This is a genomic window from Xiashengella succiniciproducens (genome assembly GCF_023674465.1).
GTDB classification, from domain to species: Bacteria; Bacteroidota; Bacteroidia; order Bacteroidales; family Marinilabiliaceae; genus Geofilum; species Geofilum succiniciproducens.
Genome location: NZ_CP098400.1, coordinates 1,229,413 through 1,247,187 on the forward strand (window position 1 = coordinate 1,229,413; position 17,775 = coordinate 1,247,187).

9 protein-coding genes are annotated in these 17,775 nt (G+C 46.2%); 5 read left to right on the top strand and 4 right to left on the bottom strand.

The window, feature by feature from the left end; genetic code table 11:
* Positions 1–53: 53 nt before the first annotated feature.
* The 4 genes from M9189_RS05180 to M9189_RS05195 form a co-directional block, all read right to left on the bottom strand.
* Positions 54–1,193, bottom strand: coding sequence for an acyl-CoA dehydrogenase family protein (locus M9189_RS05180; RefSeq protein ID WP_250725145.1), 1,140 nt, complete (start codon positions 1,191–1,193; stop codon positions 54–56).
* A gap of 63 nt (positions 1,194–1,256) precedes the next feature.
* Positions 1,257–3,230 (bottom strand): acetyl/propionyl/methylcrotonyl-CoA carboxylase subunit alpha, encoded by a 1,974-nt coding sequence (locus M9189_RS05185; RefSeq protein WP_250725146.1) that lies wholly within the window; start codon positions 3,228–3,230, stop codon positions 1,257–1,259.
* Positions 3,223–4,005: an enoyl-CoA hydratase-related protein gene (locus M9189_RS05190; RefSeq protein WP_250725148.1), complete on the bottom strand. Its 783-nt coding sequence runs from the start codon at positions 4,003–4,005 to the stop codon at positions 3,223–3,225. The genes M9189_RS05185 and M9189_RS05190 overlap by 8 nt, the downstream gene beginning before the upstream one ends.
* Before the next feature lie 53 nt (positions 4,006–4,058).
* On the bottom strand, positions 4,059–5,729 hold the full coding sequence (locus M9189_RS05195) for a carboxyl transferase domain-containing protein (RefSeq protein WP_305883192.1): 1,671 nt from the start codon (positions 5,727–5,729) through the stop codon (positions 4,059–4,061).
* A gap of 344 nt (positions 5,730–6,073) precedes the next feature.
* Here M9189_RS05195 and M9189_RS05200 point away from each other — a divergent pair, with 344 nt between their 5' ends.
* The 5 genes from M9189_RS05200 to M9189_RS05220 all read left to right on the top strand — a co-directional run bounded on the left by M9189_RS05200 (position 6,074) and on the right by M9189_RS05220 (position 17,613).
* Positions 6,074–7,078, top strand: a complete 1,005-nt coding sequence (locus M9189_RS05200) for an N-acetylmuramoyl-L-alanine amidase-like domain-containing protein (protein WP_250725150.1) — start codon at positions 6,074–6,076, stop codon at positions 7,076–7,078.
* Between the two features lie 179 nt (positions 7,079–7,257).
* A complete protein-coding gene (locus M9189_RS05205) occupies positions 7,258–8,100 on the top strand; it encodes a restriction endonuclease (RefSeq protein WP_250725152.1) in 843 nt (280 codons plus the stop codon).
* A gap of 8 nt (positions 8,101–8,108) precedes the next feature.
* Positions 8,109–12,260 (top strand): hybrid sensor histidine kinase/response regulator transcription factor, encoded by a 4,152-nt coding sequence (locus M9189_RS05210; protein WP_250725154.1) that lies wholly within the window; start codon positions 8,109–8,111, stop codon positions 12,258–12,260.
* 271 nt (positions 12,261–12,531) lie between these two features.
* Positions 12,532–15,615, top strand: coding sequence for a SusC/RagA family TonB-linked outer membrane protein (locus M9189_RS05215; RefSeq protein ID WP_250725155.1), 3,084 nt, complete (start codon positions 12,532–12,534; stop codon positions 15,613–15,615).
* A gap of 24 nt (positions 15,616–15,639) precedes the next feature.
* Positions 15,640–17,613 carry a RagB/SusD family nutrient uptake outer membrane protein gene (locus tag M9189_RS05220; RefSeq protein ID WP_250725157.1) on the top strand — a complete coding sequence of 658 codons (1,974 nt, stop codon included), beginning with the start codon at positions 15,640–15,642 and terminating at the stop codon, positions 17,611–17,613.
* Positions 17,614–17,775: the final 162 nt, after the last annotated feature.

Consider the following 17,775-nt stretch of genomic DNA (forward strand, 5'->3'; position numbering starts at 1 on the left):
AAGTCTGCCAGGTTTAGCTGCCTAAAGGTACTGAAAATGTACCTTAAATGTAACTATAGCAGACGTGAGATCACAAGTCTCAATATTTCTGAGGTGCCTTCACCTATTTGCAGCAGTCGCTGGTCGCGGTAAAAGCGTTCGACGGGGTTGTTTTTAAACAGACCCGAACCGCCAAAGATTTGCACTGCCTCGTCGGCTATCTCACGGGCAATCTCGGATGTGTATAATTTGGCAATTGCCGCCTCACGTGTGTAGCTGTAGCCCCTGTCCTTGAGGATACAGGCCTTATAGAGCGTGTTACGTGCAAGTTCAAGCTTCATATCCATATCGGCCAGTTTAAAACTGATGGCCTGGTTGCGGATGATGGGTTTACCAAACTGCACTCGCGTTTTTGCATGCTTATGTGCCAATTCATAAGCACCTTGAGCAAGCCCAAGGCCCATTGCTGCTACCGACAGTCGTCCACCGTCAAGCGTTTTGAGCATGTACTTTGCACCCTGCCCTTCCTTTCCAAGCAGGTTTGTATATGGTACCCTGCAATTGTCAAAAGTCAGCTTTGCAGTATCGGCAGCCCTCCACATCATCTTGCCAAGCATCCTTTCAGCCTTAAAGCCTGGTGTATCCCTTTCCACAAGAATAGTAGTAAGCCTGCTCTGACCTGACTCCTCAGTAGTCTTGACCTGCAGGGTCACCCCAAGGGTAATGGGAGTGGAGGCGTTTGTAATAAACCTCTTAGCACCATTAATAACCCAGTGATCACCATCCCTCACAGCCGTCGTCTCCGTTCCAAGAGCATCAGATCCTGCGTTCTCTTCAGTCAGACCAAAGCCCCAAAGCTTTTGTCCGGTAGTCAGCTGTGGCAGGTATTTCATCTTCTGCTCCTCGGTACCGTAATCCAGTATCGGCACCAGACCCAGACTGTTGTGGGCCACCACTGTGGCGGCCTGCGAACTGTCAATGCGGGCAAGTTCCTCAACCGCAATAATATATGAAAGCGTATCCAGGCCACGTCCTCCATATTCCTTAGGCATGTTAAGGCCCAGGATACCGGCGTTGCCCATCTTGTGTGTAAGTTCAACCGAGAACTCCTCATTCTCGTCAAGCATGGCAGCTTTGGGCGCAATCTCCCTTTCGGCAAATTCCCTAATCTCTCTTCTCAGCGCCTCATGCTGCTCTGTCAATAGCGGGTTCATCAATTACGTTTTAGTGAATTGTTTAACGATATAATCAGATTAACAAAAGTATTAGCTTGAAAATCAGGATGCCTGCGTAGGTTCTATCTCAACGAGAACCTCATTGGCCTTGACCTGGGTACCAGATTGAGCATGTACCAACCTGACCCTTCCGCCGGCAGGGGCCGTCAGAAGGTTTTCCATCTTCATGGCCTCCAGTACCACAAGGGTATCACCAGCACTTACAAGATCTCCTTCCTTTACCTTCACCTCGACAATGCGACCCGGGATAGGGGCTTTTACATTGTCGCCACTACGCTTCTGTGCGGAAGTATCTGCCTTGGTCTGCAAAGGCAGAACAGGTCTGACCGCCCAGCGGCTCATGCCATGTTCAAGCACAAAGCCTGCCTGCTCAGCACTTGCCCATGCAAAGCGGAAGGACTCTCCAGAAAGGGTGAAGCCCAGCACAGTCTCATCAAGGAAGGCATTCTCTACCTGGTAGCGGTTTGACGCATTTACAGTTACCGAAACAGCACGTCCTGCTCCTTCCCACGAGATATTGTAAGACTCTCTGTTAAGCAAAAACTCATACTGTCGGTCCAGTCTCCAAAAGCCGGTGCTTTGCCAGACCGACTCACCCTTATTACGGTAGAGTAATTGCAGCATCAGCGCTGCAATTGCAGCAACCTCAGGGTTGATAATCTTTGCAGCCCTGTACTCATGTTTTGAGCAAAAGGCGGTGGTCGTGTCCCCTGCCATGTACTTCCCGCTCAGCATAATGCTTTTGAGGTATTCGATATTTGTGTCTATCCCACAAATCAGCGTTTCACCAAGGGCATTTAGATGTCCTGCAATAGCAGCATCACGTGTTGGCGCATGGGTAATCACCTTTGCAAGCATGGGGTCGAAGTTGGGTTTGATTTCCACGGGGGTATCAAACCAGGTATCCGTGCGTGCAAGTATGTTAGAGGGCCACTTGACCTTCAGTATCTGTCCCGGTGATGGAATAAAGTCACGCAGTGGGTTTTCGGCATAGATACGGCTCTCTATTGCATGTCCATTGATGCGGATATCGTCCTGGGTGAAGGGGAGGGGCAGACCCATTGCCACCTTCAGCTGCAGTTCCACCATGTCGAGTCCGGTAATACTTTCAGTAACCGGGTGTTCGACCTGCAAGCGGGTATTCATCTCGAGGAAGTAATGCCTGCCCGACTCGTCGAGCAGAAACTCTACTGTGCCGGCATTATGATAGCCGATGGCCCTGCAAAGCGCCAGAGCATCACGGGTCAATTGGGCACGCTTCTCCTCCGATAGTCCCGGAGCAGGAGCCTCTTCGATAATCTTCTGGAAGCGCCGCTGTATGCTGCATTCCCTCTCGAAGAGATGCACCAGGTTGCCGTGCAGGTCGCCGAAGACCTGCACCTCTATATGGCGAGGGTTTTCTATGTATTGTTCGAGGTAAACAGTATCGTTGCCGAAGTAGTTTGCCGCCTCACGAGCTGTTTGTGACAGTTTGTCGGCCAGCATTGCAGGGTCTTCGATCTTCACCATACCCTTACCACCACCACCGGCAGCAGCTTTTACGATAAGTGGATAGTGCAACGCGGAACTCCTCCCGGCAATTTCGTTGATTGATCCTTCGATGGACATTGTGACGGGGACCTGGTTTTCCATTGCAATCCTGCGGGCAGTTATTTTGTTGCCCATCAGTTCAATAGCCTCCGGTGAGGGACCAACAAATATCAGTCCGGCAGCCTCGGTCCTCCGTGCAAAGTCTGCATTCTCAGAAAGGAAACCATAGCCGGGATGGATGGCGTCAGCCCTGTATCTCAGAGCCAGGGACACAATCTCTGCGGCATTGAGGTATGTATCTGCAAGTGATTCCCCCTGTATATAGGCCTTTTCGTCGGCAAAGGTGTCGGGTTCGCTGTCGCTTACCAGTCCTATGGTTCTGATTCCCATCGCGCGTGCACTTCTAACGATTCGAAGCGCCACCTCTCCTCTGTTTGCTATAAACAATCGTCTTATAGGTCGAAAGCTGATACTTCCTTTAGTCATTCCAAACTGGTTTTCGTTTTTCAAAGAAGGCACTCAGGCCTTCCCGGCCATCGGTTGAGGTACGTGCCGCAGCAATAAGTCGTGCACAGTACTCATCCAGGTCTTCGCCTATAGGAACAACATAAGAACCCAAACGGTTCAGTAACAACTTTGTCTCTTTTAATGCCTGAGGACTATTCTTTGCCACCTCGGCCGCCAGTTCTCTGGTCTTCACGGCCAGCTGCTCCTCACTGAAAAGAAAGTTAACAAGTCCAAAACTTAATGCTTCGCTTCCGCTAAAGCGCCGTGCAGTAAGGAAGAGCTGCCTTGCAGCAGATATTCCGATTTTTCTTACAACACAGGGAGCAACTGTGGCGGGAATAAGACCAAGTCTGACTTCGCTAAATGCAAATTCTGCATCGGGTGTAGTGCAGACAATGTCGGCACAGGCCATCAATCCAAGGGCGCCCCCGTAGGCGCCCTTGTCAACCCTGACAATAACCGGTTTTGGGTAGCTGTACATTGTCGAGTAGAGCTTATTGAAAAGCCTTGCATCTTCGAGGTTTTGCTCCTCAGTCTGGTTCATACCTTCCTTCATCCAGGCCAGATCTGCACCCGAGGAGAAGATGCCTCCATTACCGCTGATTACGAGGGTGGTGAACTTTGAACTTTCAGTACTTTCTTCAAAGAAACGGATTAGTTCGGTAATCAAAATCTTGTCCAGCGCATTGCGCTTTTCAGGGTTATTGAGTTCGAGGTAGCATATTTCGCCTGAGTACTTCTTAATCAGTGACATGTCAATGAGTTTAGAACTTTTTTTAAGTTAACACATCTACGGGATAAAAGCCACTACATTCTGAATATTCCATAGCTGGCACTTTCAGACGGGGCATTGAGTGAGCTTTCGAGTACCATGCCAAGTATGCTGCGGGTTTGGGCCGGATCGATCACCCCGTCATCCCAAAGACGTGAGGTACTGTACCAGGGAGAACCTTCAGACTCGTATTTCCGGAAGATGCTTTGTTCGATAGCCTCCAGTTCCTCTTGCGAGACTGTTCCTCCTGTTGCAGCAGCCTGTTCCTGCTTGAGAGTGATTAGCACCTGGGCAGCCTGACGGGCGCCCATCACTGAGATGCGGGCATTTGGCCACATAAAGAGGAAGCGTGGATTATAAGCCCTGCCACCCATTGCATAGTTGCCTGCCCCGTATGATCCCCCGATAATCACAGTAAAGAAAGGAACCTGGGAGTTGGCCAGTGCATTAACCATCTTGGCCCCATCCTTTGCGATCCCTTTGTGTTCATATTCACGGCCTACCATAAATCCTGTAATGTTTTGCAGGAAGATCATGGGTATGCCACGGCTGTTGCATAGCTGAATAAAGTGAGTGCCTTTCAGGGCCGACTCCGAAAAGAGTATGCCGTTGTTTGCCAGTACACCGACCTGGTAGCCAAAGAGGCGGGCAAAGCCCGTTACCAGCGTTGTACCGTAGTTGGCTTTAAACTCCTGAAAACTGTCTCCGTCAATAATCAGGTTGATAATCTCCCTGACATCGGGCCAGCTTTCTCCCTGAGTAGGAATAAGTGAGTAAAGATCTTCGCTGAGGCCTTTGGGACCCTTTGTTTCAACCCTGTCAAGCGGGTATTTGGTTTGGCAAGGCATATTTTCAAAGATGCGCCTGCATATTCTGATGGCATCTTCGTCGTCTTCTGCAATATGGTCTGCCACACCTGAGATGGAGGTGTGCACTTCAGCACCACCAAGTTCCTCAGCACTGACTTCTTCCCCAGTAGCTGCTTTGACAAGCGGTGGACCTGCAAGGAAGATGGTTCCCTGATTCCTGACAATTATTGTCTCATCACACATGGCCGGGATATAGGCGCCACCGGCAGTACAAGATCCCATTACAATTGCAATCTGGGCAATGCCCTTAGCCGACATGCGAGCCTGGTTGAAGAAGATACGGCCAAAGTCATCCTTGTCAGGGAAGACGTTGGCCTGTTCAGGAAGGAAAATTCCTCCGGAGTCAACCATGTAGATACAGGGTAGCTTGTTTTGCTCAGCAATCTCCTGAGCCCTAAGGTGCTTCTTTATAGTTTCGTGTACGTATGTTCCCCCTTTGACTGTGGCGTCATTGGCAACAATCATAACCTCCCTGCCGTGGACGATGCCGATACCAGTTACTATCCCTGCAGCAGGAAACTCGTCATTGTACTGGCCGTTTGCAGCCAGGGGTGAAAGTTCCAGAAAGGGAGTATGCGGGTCAACCAGCAGGTTGACACGGTCCCGAGCCAGGAGTTTACCTCGCGCCTGGTGTTTCTCACGCATCTTTTGCGGGCCACCCTTAGTCGCCTGGCGGATACGCTCAAGTAGTTCTGCTGCCAGGTCTCTGTTGACCTTTTCCCTTGCTTTAGCCCTGTCGGATGTATTTTGCTCTGCTTTTGAAGCCATACTACTTAGTTTATCATCTTCATAATATGGCACTAATAGAGGTGAAGTTTTTGCTTCCGCTTGTGCCATTATGTCGTAGACTTAAAACCCTGCATCCGGTTAAAGGTTTACCGCCACTTACGAAATTTATGAACTATAATGTAAAAGATACAGAGATTGCTGGAGTGAGATTGGATTTATTTATCCAGGTCTTGATACAGTGTTGATTCTATACAATACTTATTTTTCTGGTATTGACTAAGTTAGGAATAACGGAGGTGAGGATGGAACTGCGTGAATGGTAATTAAATATTTAAATATGCTTGTCTATAGGGATGCATTGCCTGAGGGATACGGTAGATGCTGCAATGTTTTGTCAGGAAGAGAAAAAAATAGAATGACTTCAGTATATTTAAAGCCTTAAAACAGATAAGGTGAGATACTTGTGTTTGATACTGGTGCCGGTATTGGTTCTTGCGTGCAGTGGTAAGTCCGTTACCAGGGCGGAGTCTGTGCATAAGACTAAGAATGGTGATACTGTTGAGACAGATGGGGGAGCATCTGTCTCAAAGAAGGGAATTGTTGAGATGGTTCAGGAAAACCATGAGGACATGGTTGACTTGAGTCCCGGGGAATTATATCTCGACAGAGTGGTGCTTACTACAGCTAAGGACTCATCGTTATTTGAGGAGCTTAGGGCAAAAGCACTGGTAGAAGCTTTTGAGAATATGTCTTTGGGTGAAAAGCTGCTAGCCATCGGCGAACACTTTATGGGTGTGCCTTATGTGTCGGGTACCCTGGAAACCGAAGGGGAGGAGAGACTTGTAATCAATCTCAGGGAACTGGATTGTGTGACCTTTGTCGAGTATGTGATGGCCATGGCTCTGAGCTTTGAGGATACAGCCGGGGACTTCAGATCATTTACACGTCAATTAAAGAATCTCCGTTACAGGGCTAATGAAAGGGTCTCTTATGAAGCCAGGTTGCACTACTTCAGCGAATGGATACTAGATAAAGAAGCTAAAGGCATACTCAGCACAACCAATCAAACAATCGGCAATGCCACGATGAAGACTAAGGTCGACTTTATGTCCACCCATGCCAATCTATATCCCGTATTACAGAATAATCCCTCACTTATCGCAAGATTCAAGGAGATTGAAGGTAGCATCTCAGCTCATGAGTTCAGGTATTTTACATCAGATACAATTGCTCATATCGAGCATCTTGTTGAAAACGGTGATCTGATCGCCTTTGTTACCAGCACCCCCGGATTGGATTTCTCCCATTGCGCCTTTGCAGCAAAGCGAAATGGACGTCTCTATGTTCTGCATGCTTCAACACGGGAAAACAAGGTTGAGTACAGTCCCGTTCCCCTTAGCGAATACATTGGTCAAATGCGCGGTGTTACAGGAATTGTTACTGCCCGCTTCAGGTAACAGTTCCTAACCTTTGGCCTCCACCAGAGTGGAGGCCTGTATATTTCTATGCACTTTTCAGGGCACAATTGTTATAACAATGTTTATTTATGCTAAATTGCCTTATCTTTCCGTTATCGAAAACGGAGTAAGAAATTTTAGTTGTAATAAACATCAGATGGTTAATTAACATAGTGAATATGAGCAGGCAAGTATTGATAAAGAAGGCATCGGGAGAGTTTGTTCCATTTTCTAAGGAAAAGCTTGCTACTTCTTTGGAGCGTTCAGGTGCAAGTGATGAAACTGTTTCACTTGTTCTAAAGGATATTGAGTCATGGGTTGTGGAGGGAACTACAACGGCAAAGCTTTACAGGAGGGCATTTATGCTGCTTCGCAGACACCAGAAATTCACGGCTGCACGGTATAGTCTCAAGAATGCATTGATGGAACTGGGACCTACAGGTTATGCATTTGAGAAGCTTATGGGGCATGTCTTCAGGGCCATGGGCTTCAGTGTGGAGGTTGGCATAGAGGTGGAAGGTAAGTGTGTAACACATGAGGTAGATGTGCTTGCAACTAATCACAAGCACCAGCACTTCGTGGAATGTAAGTTTTACAACAGTCCCGGCAAAAGCGCCAATGTCCAGGTTCCCCTTTACATCCGGTCAAGAGTCAATGACATTATTGATAAGAGAAGGACCCAGGAGCAGTACAAGGACTTTGGATTTCATGGTTGGGTAGCTACCAACACTCGTTTTACCAGTGATGCTCAATCCTTTGGTGAATGTAGTGGTCTGAATCTGATTAGCTGGGACTACCCAGAAAACAGGAGTCTGAAACGACTTGTTGAGGACAATCAGCTATTTCCCATCACAGCACTGACCAACCTGACCAAGGCAGAGAAGGAAAAGCTGCTTTCAGACGGTGTTGTGTTGTGCAAGGAAATCAACGACAACCCAGAGCTGCTAAAGATTCTCGATCTGAAACCGGCGAAACTCAAGCAGGTATTATATGAGGTGAAGGACCTGAGTGTTAAGAAATAAACCTGGTTATGAGGCAAAGCATAAACGCTACTTTTTACATAATAATAGGAAGGACGTTATGCCTGCTTTTTGCGGCATTGCTGGTAAGCGGTTTTGAGTTATATACAAGACCTGGCTTTCAATTGGCAAGTGCCGTCAACTCCCTTTCCCAGTCTTCGGTGTTGTGTATGACTCAGGATAGTGTGGGCTTTCTGTGGATAGGGACCAAGGACGGTCTCAACCGCTTTGACGGCTATGAATTTGTAACCTACAAGTACGACAGAGATAATATCAACTCCCTATCCAGTAATGAGATAAGCTGTCTTGTTATCCAAAACAACAGATGGCTCTGGATAGGTACCCGCAGTGGGGGTATCAACCGCCTGGAGTTTGCCACTGGAGCCATCACTCGTTTCAGCGGGCTGACCTATGACGATCAGGTAAGAGATCTGTATATAGACAGTGAGGGGCAGTTGTGGGCAGGTACAGCCGAGGGACTTCTGAAATATGACTACGACAAGGAGCGCTTCGTGAATATTACAGGAAGCATTGTTTACAGAAATGAAAACAATGAGGTGTTTTCACCCTCACGACAAAACCTCTCAATAGTATCAATTTATCAGCACGAACCAACTAAGCTTCTGCTGGGAGCAGAGAATGGTTTGTTTGAGTTTGACTTCAAAGAGCATACATCCTTCCGCTCAGTGGTGCTGCCAAACAGAAACCAAAGTGTTTTTACCAAGATAAGGCGTGACAGCAAAGGGCAGTTGTGGGCTTCATCGTATGACGGTCTGATGCTGCTCAGAAAGAACAACAAGAGGAGCGGTTACGATATAGAATATTACAACGAAAACGCACCGGCACCACGTACTCTGCCGGTGGACTGGGTACAGGACTTTATAGAGGACAAGGACGGCAATATGTGGTTAGCCACCAGGGGTAGTGGACTACTCAGAATGGTGGATGGCAATATAGCCGATGTGTTCGACAATACAATAGGCCGTGATGCCACGATGCCCGACAACCTCGTCAATTCTCTGTTTATCGACCGCACAGGCGTACTCTGGATAGGTACCGAAAATAAGGGGCTCTGCTTTCTTGACCTTTATGCAAAGAAGTTCAGGTCCATAATTCAGGAAGCTGGTGGATTAAGCGACAACCTTGTAACGGCTCTGACAGGTGGACAAAGCGTACTCTATGCTGGAACAGCCTCATCCGGTATTGATATCTTCAGGATAGAAGGCAAGCGCTTTTACAAATTAGGAAATATTCCCCGTGTAGTAATCGGGGCAGGACGCTGGAAAAAGGAAGTTTCCGCACTCTGTCTGGATTCCGACAGTAATCTTTGGATTGGTACGGCGACCAACAGACTTGTTGTTCTCAATCGGAACGGTAGTTCCGATAGTTATGTAGTCAACGGCTTCGTGTTTTCCTTGCTAGAGGACAAGGAAGGCAGAATCTGGTTTGGTACCTGGGGACAGGGTTTCGGATACATTGACAAGCGCACCCGCAACATTGTCCAGTATTATGATACTCCCATTACAGTACTGGGTCTTGAAAGCGATAAGGTAATCGCTCTTCTGATAGACTCCCATGGACTGTTATGGGTTGGTACCAAGGGTGGAGGCTTAAGTGTTGCCCGTATCGACGATATACTACAACGAAGGGTCAGGTTCAGAACCTTTATGCATGATCCTGAGGACGAAACCTCACTTGCCTATAATGATGTTTACGGTATCCGGGAGGATAGAGAAGGCCGGATCTGGATTGCAACTGGCAAGGGCCTGAATATGTTGGATCACGAGACTGTTGGCAATGTGCTTGATAGCAAAGTGGTGTTTCAGCACATAGGAGAGGATGATGAACTCCTTGGTGGTCTGGTTTACTCTATTCTGGAAGACAACTCAGGACATCTGTGGATTGGCACAAACAGGGGTTTGTGCCGCTATTCCCATAAAGGGGGAAAGGTTGTAAACTATGACTCCAACGACGGACTTCCATGTTCAGGGTTTAAGCCCAACAGTGCCTTCCTTAACCCTCATACCGGGGAGATGCTTTTTGGCGGTGTTGACGGAATAGCAGTTTTCCATCCGGACAGTATTGAAAACAATCCCTTTGACGCAAAGGTGGCAATAACGGGTATGAGGCTTCACAACAATATTGTGCTGCCTATGCAGAAAGCAAATGGCAGAAGCATCCTCGACATAAACATCTTTTTCAAGGACACAATCTCTCTGGCTTATAGTGACAATGAAGTTTCTTTCGAGTTTTCAGCCTTCCATTTTTCAAGTCCAGAAAAGGTAAGGTATGCATACCGCCTTGTGGGTTTTAATGACACATGGCAGGAGATATCCGGACGCAACCGCAGGATCAACTATACAAACCTTAAGCCGGGAAAATATACGCTTCAGATAAAGGCAACAAACAATGACGGAGTGTGGTCTCCTCATGTATGTGAGTTGCACATAAACGTTGCACCTCCATTTTGGCTTACACCATGGGCTTACGGAGTATATGCAATACTGATGCTGATCCTGCTTATCATATTCAGGAAGTACTCAGTAATTGCAGTAAAGAAGAAGAACCAGCTTATAATCGAGAGTATTAAACATAAGAAAGAGACTGAGCTTTCCGAGGCCAAGATGAGGTTCTTTACCAATGTCTCACACGAGATTCGTACCCCGCTTACCCTTATCCATTCACCATTAAAGCAATTGCTTGACAGGGGAGATCTGGACTGGGAAATAAAGAGGAGCCTGTTACTGATATACAGGAATGTAAAACGACTTATGGTTCAGGTCAATCAGTTGTTGGATCTCAGGAAAATGGACAAGGGTGAGTTCACTGTCCGCAAGTCTGTTTTTGCTTTGGATACCCTTATCAGGGAGGCTATTGTGGACTTTGAATCATTAATTACTAAGAACCATATTAAGATAGATTTCAGGAATAACGTGGCAGACAGCAGGATTAAATCAGACAGGAACCTTGTTGAAACCATTGTTCACAATCTGGTATCAAATGCGCTTAAATTTTCTCCGGTCAACTCAACTGTAACCATCTCCATTGAAAGACAGGAAAAGGAGAGCGGAGATGATGTCCTGATTCTGAAGGTCAGGGATGAAGGCCCCGGTATTCCTGAGGATACAATCAATAGTGTGTTTGATCGCTTCTACCAGGTCAAGAGGGATGCCTTTGAGCATCTTGGCGGCTCAGGACTGGGACTGGCAATTGTCAAGGAGTTTGTTGAAAAACTTGGAGGGGAAGTTATGGTGCAGAACCAGGTGGATAAAGGCTGTTGCTTTACAGTGGTTCTTCCTCCAGGGGATCTGTCAGAAGCGGAGAAATTGACTGCTGATGAACCAGTAGTCAGGGAAGAGTTTGATGCTGTAGTCCTTGATGAGAACTACTCTGTTTCAGGTGGCAATCAGGTGCTTATGATAGTTGAGGATGACGCAGATCTTGCCGCATATCTGAGCTCCGTGTTCAGCAGGAAATTTAAGGTTCACGTCTTTGATGACGGAGACAAGGCCGCCGCCGAAGTGAGGGATCTCATTCCTGACCTGATAATCTGTGATATTATGCTTCCCGGTATGAATGGTATTGACTTAACCAAACTTGTGAAAATCAATCAGGAAACCTCCCACATACCTGTAGTCATGCTAACCGCAAGAGCCGGAGATGAGGATAAGTTCGCCGGCTTCCAGGTAGGAGCGGATGCCTACATTGTAAAACCATTCAGTATCAATGTACTGGAAGCCCAGGTTGCTTCGATCCTGAAGTCCCGCCAGGCCTTCAGAACCAAATTCAGCAAGCAGCTCACTCTTGAACCGGGACATGAAGTTATTACTCCCAGCGATGAGAAATTCCTTCGCAGACTCCTTGAGATCACTGAAGAGTATATGTCAGACCCATCGTTTGACGTCGCCATCCTCGTTGATGAGATGGGCATGAGCCATTCCAAGATACTCAAAAAGATTAAGGCTCTCACCGGACTATCTCTTGTCGAATTTATAAGGTCCATGAGGATCAAAAAAGCAGTTCAAATCTTCAGTCAGGATAAGCTATCAGTCTCAGAAGTCGCATTTATGGTAGGATTCTCCGATCCCAAGTATTTCGGTAAGTGCTTTGCAAAAGAGATAGGGATGAAGCCCACCGATTTTATCAAGCAGTATCACGAATAGCACAATAGTCTGGTAGCCAATATAAAAGCACCCCGGCAGTAAAGCTCGCAGAAGCTTTACTGCCGGGGTGCTTTGTTTGGAAATCTTAACATTTCAGGAGTAAAATTTTCACTTGCAAAAAATTTACACCGTTTATGCAGATTTTTCCTCCTTCCTGCAATTTCATCTACCACTATCACAGGAATTTACCCTTCACCCACATAGCGTAGTTCTAATTTTGATTACACAGGCAATCACTGCTAATCACTAGTCAAAATCAAATTCAATATTTATGAAAAAAGAAATCTATGCATTGTTGAAGCGGGCTTTTGTCACAGTCTTGCTTCTGACTGGCGTTCATTATGGGTTGGGCGCTCAGAACATAACTGTCTCAGGACAGGTGATGGGTCCTGATGGGCTTGGCCTGCCCGGGGTCAGTATTATTATCCAGGGAACAGCTAGTGGTACCGTGAGTAATGTTGACGGTACTTATAGTCTTGGTAATGTTCCTTCTGATGCCATTCTGGTCTTCAACTTTGTAGGATTCCAGACTCAGGAAGTGGCTGTCAATGGTCGTACACTTATTAATGTAGCCCTGGAAGAGGAACTGATGGGTCTAAATGAAGTTGTAGTAATCGGTTATGGTACCCAAAGACGTGAAGCTGTTACCGGTTCGGTTTCAACAGTTGCCGGTGACCGTTTGAGGGAAGTTCCTTCAGCCAATATCACCCAGGCACTACAAGGCAGGGTAGCCGGTGTTGAATTGTCTCAGGTATCTTCTAAGCCTGGAGCAGAAATGCAGATTCGTATCAGGGGTACACGTTCACTTAATGCAACCAACGATCCTTTGATTGTACTCGACGGAATTCCATTTGCAGGTAAGCTTAGTGATATTAGTCCAAGTGATATCAAGAGCATCGATATTCTGAAAGATGCATCTGCTTCTGCTATCTATGGTTCACGTGGTGCCAACGGTGTAATTATTATCACTACCCACAAGGGTATGAAGGGACAGGCTGCCAGGATTTCCTACAATGGTTATGTTGGTGTAAGGACTCTGTTTAACAGGTATCCTATGATGAATGGTCCTGAGTTTGTTCAATTGCGTAAGGACATAGCTGAGCATGGAACAAGCGGAACCAGGTTTGAAAACAGTCTGGAAGAGTCCAACGACATCAATACAGACTGGCAGGATCTGATGTATGAAAACGGTCTTGTTACAAATCATGATATCAGTGTGACAGGTGGTACTGAGACTGCAAACTATAATGTGGGTATTGGCTACTACAATGATGAATCGTTGCTTCCTGGTCAGGACTTTGAACGTTACTCACTGAGAGCTTCTGTTGAGCAAAAGATTGGTAATTATGTAAGCGTTGGCTTGACTACCAACTCCAACTACTCAGTAAGAAATGGTGATAATGTACCTATGTACTCAGTACTTAGTGCTTCACCATTGATCAGTCCTTATGATGATGAAGGAAATCTAAAGAGGATTATCCGTATGTCAATCGACAACCAGTGGAACGCAACCCGTGAGACCATGGAAAGTCTTGGTGATCAGTGGGCTAACAGAACACGCGGATTCGGTACATACAACTCAGTATATGGAGAAGTTGAAGCTCCATGGGTAAAGGGACTAAAGTACAGGATTAATGTTGGTTTGAACTACCGTCAGGAACACTTTGGACAATATACCGGACAGGCTGTATTTAGTGCTGACGAGACTACATTATCATCTGCAACTGTATCCAACAGCCATACATTCAACTGGGCAATAGATAACCTTCTGACTTTTGATCGTCAGTTTGGTAAACACAATCTTAACCTCACTGGTCTGTACTCAGCTGAAAAGAACACATACTTCAGATCTCGTTTTGACGGTCGAGGAATCACCTCAGATCACCTTCAATATTATAACCTTGGATTCGCTGAGGTTGAGTTAAGTGCTAATCCCGGCAATCAGAATTATGAGGAAAGTGGTCTTATGTCATGGATGGGTCGTGTAATCTATTCATATGACAACAAGTACATGGCTCAGATTTCAGTTCGTTCAGACGGTTCTTCACGCCTTGCTGAAGGACACAAGTGGCATTCTTATCCTTCCATTTCATTGGGATGGAATATCAACAGAGAAAGCTTCCTATCTGATGTAATGTGGATGAATCAATTGAAGCTGCGTGCAGGTTACGGACAAACATCCAACCAGGCAATTCCACCTTATTACACAATGGGTACACTTGCATCACGTCCATACAACTTCGGTAATACAAATGCAACAGGTTTCTACGTTAGAGACCTACCAAATGTAAATTTGGGTTGGGAGTTTACCGAGTCATATAATGTTGCACTTGATTTCACTGTATTAAACAGCCGTCTGAGCGGATCGTTCGAGTACTATCATCAATATACAAGCGACCTTCTCTTCCTGGTTAAGTTACCTGAAACCTCAGGAGCTAGCAGTGTAATGGCAAATATTGGAAAATCTGAAAACAGGGGATGGGAGTTGAATCTTAATGGTACCATTATCGATAACAGGGGTGGATGGACCTGGGATGCTGGTTTCAACTTCTACACAAACAAGAACCAGATTACGGAACTTGCTTCAGGACTGGATAGGGATGAAGCCAACTCATGGTTTGTTGGTAGCCCGATCAACGTTATATATGACTATAAAAAAATAGGTCTGTGGCAGGAAGGTGATCCTTACCTCGATATTCTTGAGCCGGGTGGTAATGTTGGTATGATCAAGGTTGAGTATACAGGTGAGTATAATGAAGATGGTACACCTGTAAGAGCTATCGGTGCTGATGACCGTCAGATACTGGAAGTTGATCCGAAATTTCAGGGAGGTTTCAACACAAGAGTTGCATACAATAACTGGGATCTTTCTGTTGTAGGTGCTTTCAGACATGGAGGTATCCTTATCAGTACCCTTCACTCTGCCAATGGTTATCTGAATATGCTCAGCGGCCGTCGTAACAATGTAAAGGTTGACTACTGGACACCTGATAATACAGATGCTAAGTATCCTCGTCCGGGTGGTGTCACAAGTGGAGATAACCCAAAATATGGTTCAACCATGGGTTACTTCGATGGTGGATATTTGAAGATCAGGACTATCACACTGGGTTATAACTTCAACAAGAAAGCTCTGGATAATATAGGTATTTCAAACCTCCGAGTATATGCTACTGTACAGAATCCTTTTGTACTGTTTAGTCCTTTCAATGACGAAACTGGTATGGATCCTGAAACAAACTCATACGGTAATGAAAACTCTGCTGTAGTAGGATATCCAAGTCGTTTGCTGACCATCGGTACGAACACACCGGCAACAAGGAACTACCTCGTTGGTGTTAGCCTGAGCTTCTAATTACAACTAAATAACTGAAAGTTTATGAACAGATCAAGAATATTATCATATATCGGAATTGCACTGATTGCATTTTCCGTAGCGGCTTGTTCAGATGATTTGCTGGATGAACAGCCCAGATCGAAGTTTGGACCCGACTTTTTCTCAACTGAGAAAGGTCTGAATGCAGGTATTACGTCACTGTATGCCCACATGAGGTGGATTTACGGACAGGCATATTATTACAATGCGTGTCTTACAGGTACTGATGAATATACATGGGCACAAAGTGCTGATGGTAACTTCAGGGATATGGACCTATCGGGTGTTGGACAGCTTACACCTAGTACCAGCCGTTCTGACGCAATTTGGGGTGTCTGCTTTACCAACATCAACACTGCCAATGCAATCATTGAGAATGGAGAAGGTCTGGGTCTGGCCCCCGCTCTTATTGCCGAAGCTCGCTTCTTCAGGGCATTTGACTACTTCCTGCTTACCCAGACTTTTGGTGGTGTGCCCCTTGACCTGGGTTCTGGTGAACTGAAGTTTAATATCAGTCCATTGCGTACATCTGTCAGGAATACAGTAGCTGATGTATATACTAGAGCTATTTTCCCTGACCTGTTAAAGGCGATCAATGATCTGCCTGAAAACCCAAGAGTAACAGGTGGTGTAACCAAGAATGTTGCCCGTTTGTACCTGGCCAAGGCATATCTGACCTATGGATGGTGGCTTGAAAATCCAAACGGTATTCCCACATATCCAGAAACTCAAAGGCAGGATGCTGACGGACATAATGCTGCATGGTACTTCCAGGAAGCTTATGACGTAGCTCTTGAAGGTATCAAGAACCCTGGTCCTTACAGGCTTATGGATACATTCTACGAATTGCATCTAGGAGATAACGAACGTAATGCTGAGATGATGTTGTGGGCAGACCACACTGAAGAAAGTGAATACTACAATGGTGGTAGCCTGTCATACGGTAGTGGTGGTGCTCCGGATAACTTTGCAGTCTGGATGGTAACCTGCAACTATACCCTTGTAAGAAGTGCCAAAGATGCCGCAAGAACAGTAGATGAAAGTTCGGTACATCGTGAAGCTTCTCAAGCCTATGGTCGTCCATGGACCCGTATGGCGCCTCCTGTAGAAGTCTTTACAAACACCTTTGCTGACAAGACCTATGACTCACGTTATGACGGTACTTTTGTTACGACCTATCGTGCTAACTGGTTCAAAGGTGGAGTAACTCAGGAAGTACTTTACAATGCCAACGGTATGGAAGTTAGAAATGGTGATGCCATCCTGACCTTCCTTGACGAAGATGATCCAAACATTGTATTTCCGACTCAGGCTAATGACAAGAGTCAACCGGGATATGACTACAGCAACCTTGGTGCCGGTGAATTGCCAGGTCGTGCAGACTATGTAGTAGGCCCAGGCAATATCAGTCGTCTTCGTTATCCGGGACTGTGGAAGCTCGGTACCTATCGTAAGGATACTGGTGACGGACTTGGTCAGCCCAATGCTGGTCTAACCCGTCCATACTATGTTGCCAAGTTCTCTGAATTCTACTTCATAGCTGCTGAAGCCGCTGTCAAAGGAGCTCAGACAGAGAGCGGTTATACTGCCAAGGATCTGATTAACGTGATACGAGCTCGTGCAGGTAAGTGGATATGGGACAATAACGGAAATCAGGAGAAGGTTGCTGATTACAGTGCTGAAATGCTGGATGGTACTCCCGATGAAATAACTATCGATTTTATTCTTGCAGAGCGTTCACGTGAGTATTTTGGGGAAGGTTATCGCTGGTATGACCTTGTTCGTACCCAAAAGTGGCAACAATATGCGGCTACCTATTCAATTGCAGGACCTGGACGTCTAGACTGGCAGGCTCAGACATTTACAAGAACTATCGAAAAGTTCCATTATCTGAGGCCTATACCACAAGGTCAGATTGATGCCCTTGATATGAGCGAAGAAGAAAAGGACGCATATCAAAACCCTGGTTATAATTAACAATGAAAGTGTTTGAACTAAAGTAGAAGGTTAGACAGGGAAAGGAGGCTGTTCGGTTTGATTTGGACGGCCTCCTTTTATTTGCTATTCTAGCCGGGATGTTATATCTTCCGCACCCCAAATTAAACGGAATTGAGTTTTTGCGGTTATAGATTACTATAG

Excerpts from the sequence above, each read along its gene's own strand:
- M9189_RS05180 (WP_250725145.1), bottom strand. The coding sequence starts at position 1,193 with ATGAACCCGCTATTGACAGAGCAGCATGAGGCGCTGAGAAGAGAGATT.
- M9189_RS05185 (WP_250725146.1), bottom strand. The coding sequence starts at position 3,230 with ATGACTAAAGGAAGTATCAGCTTTCGACCTATAAGACGATTGTTTATA.
- M9189_RS05190 (WP_250725148.1), bottom strand. The coding sequence starts at position 4,005 with ATGTCACTGATTAAGAAGTACTCAGGCGAAATATGCTACCTCGAACTC.
- M9189_RS05195 (WP_305883192.1), bottom strand. The coding sequence starts at position 5,729 with ATGGCACAAGCGGAAGCAAAAACTTCACCTCTATTAGTGCCATATTAT.
- M9189_RS05205 (WP_250725152.1), top strand. The coding sequence starts at position 7,258 with ATGAGCAGGCAAGTATTGATAAAGAAGGCATCGGGAGAGTTTGTTCCA.
- M9189_RS05210 (WP_250725154.1), top strand. The coding sequence starts at position 8,109 with ATGAGGCAAAGCATAAACGCTACTTTTTACATAATAATAGGAAGGACG.
- M9189_RS05215 (WP_250725155.1), top strand. The coding sequence starts at position 12,532 with ATGAAAAAAGAAATCTATGCATTGTTGAAGCGGGCTTTTGTCACAGTC.
- M9189_RS05220 (WP_250725157.1), top strand. The coding sequence starts at position 15,640 with ATGAACAGATCAAGAATATTATCATATATCGGAATTGCACTGATTGCA.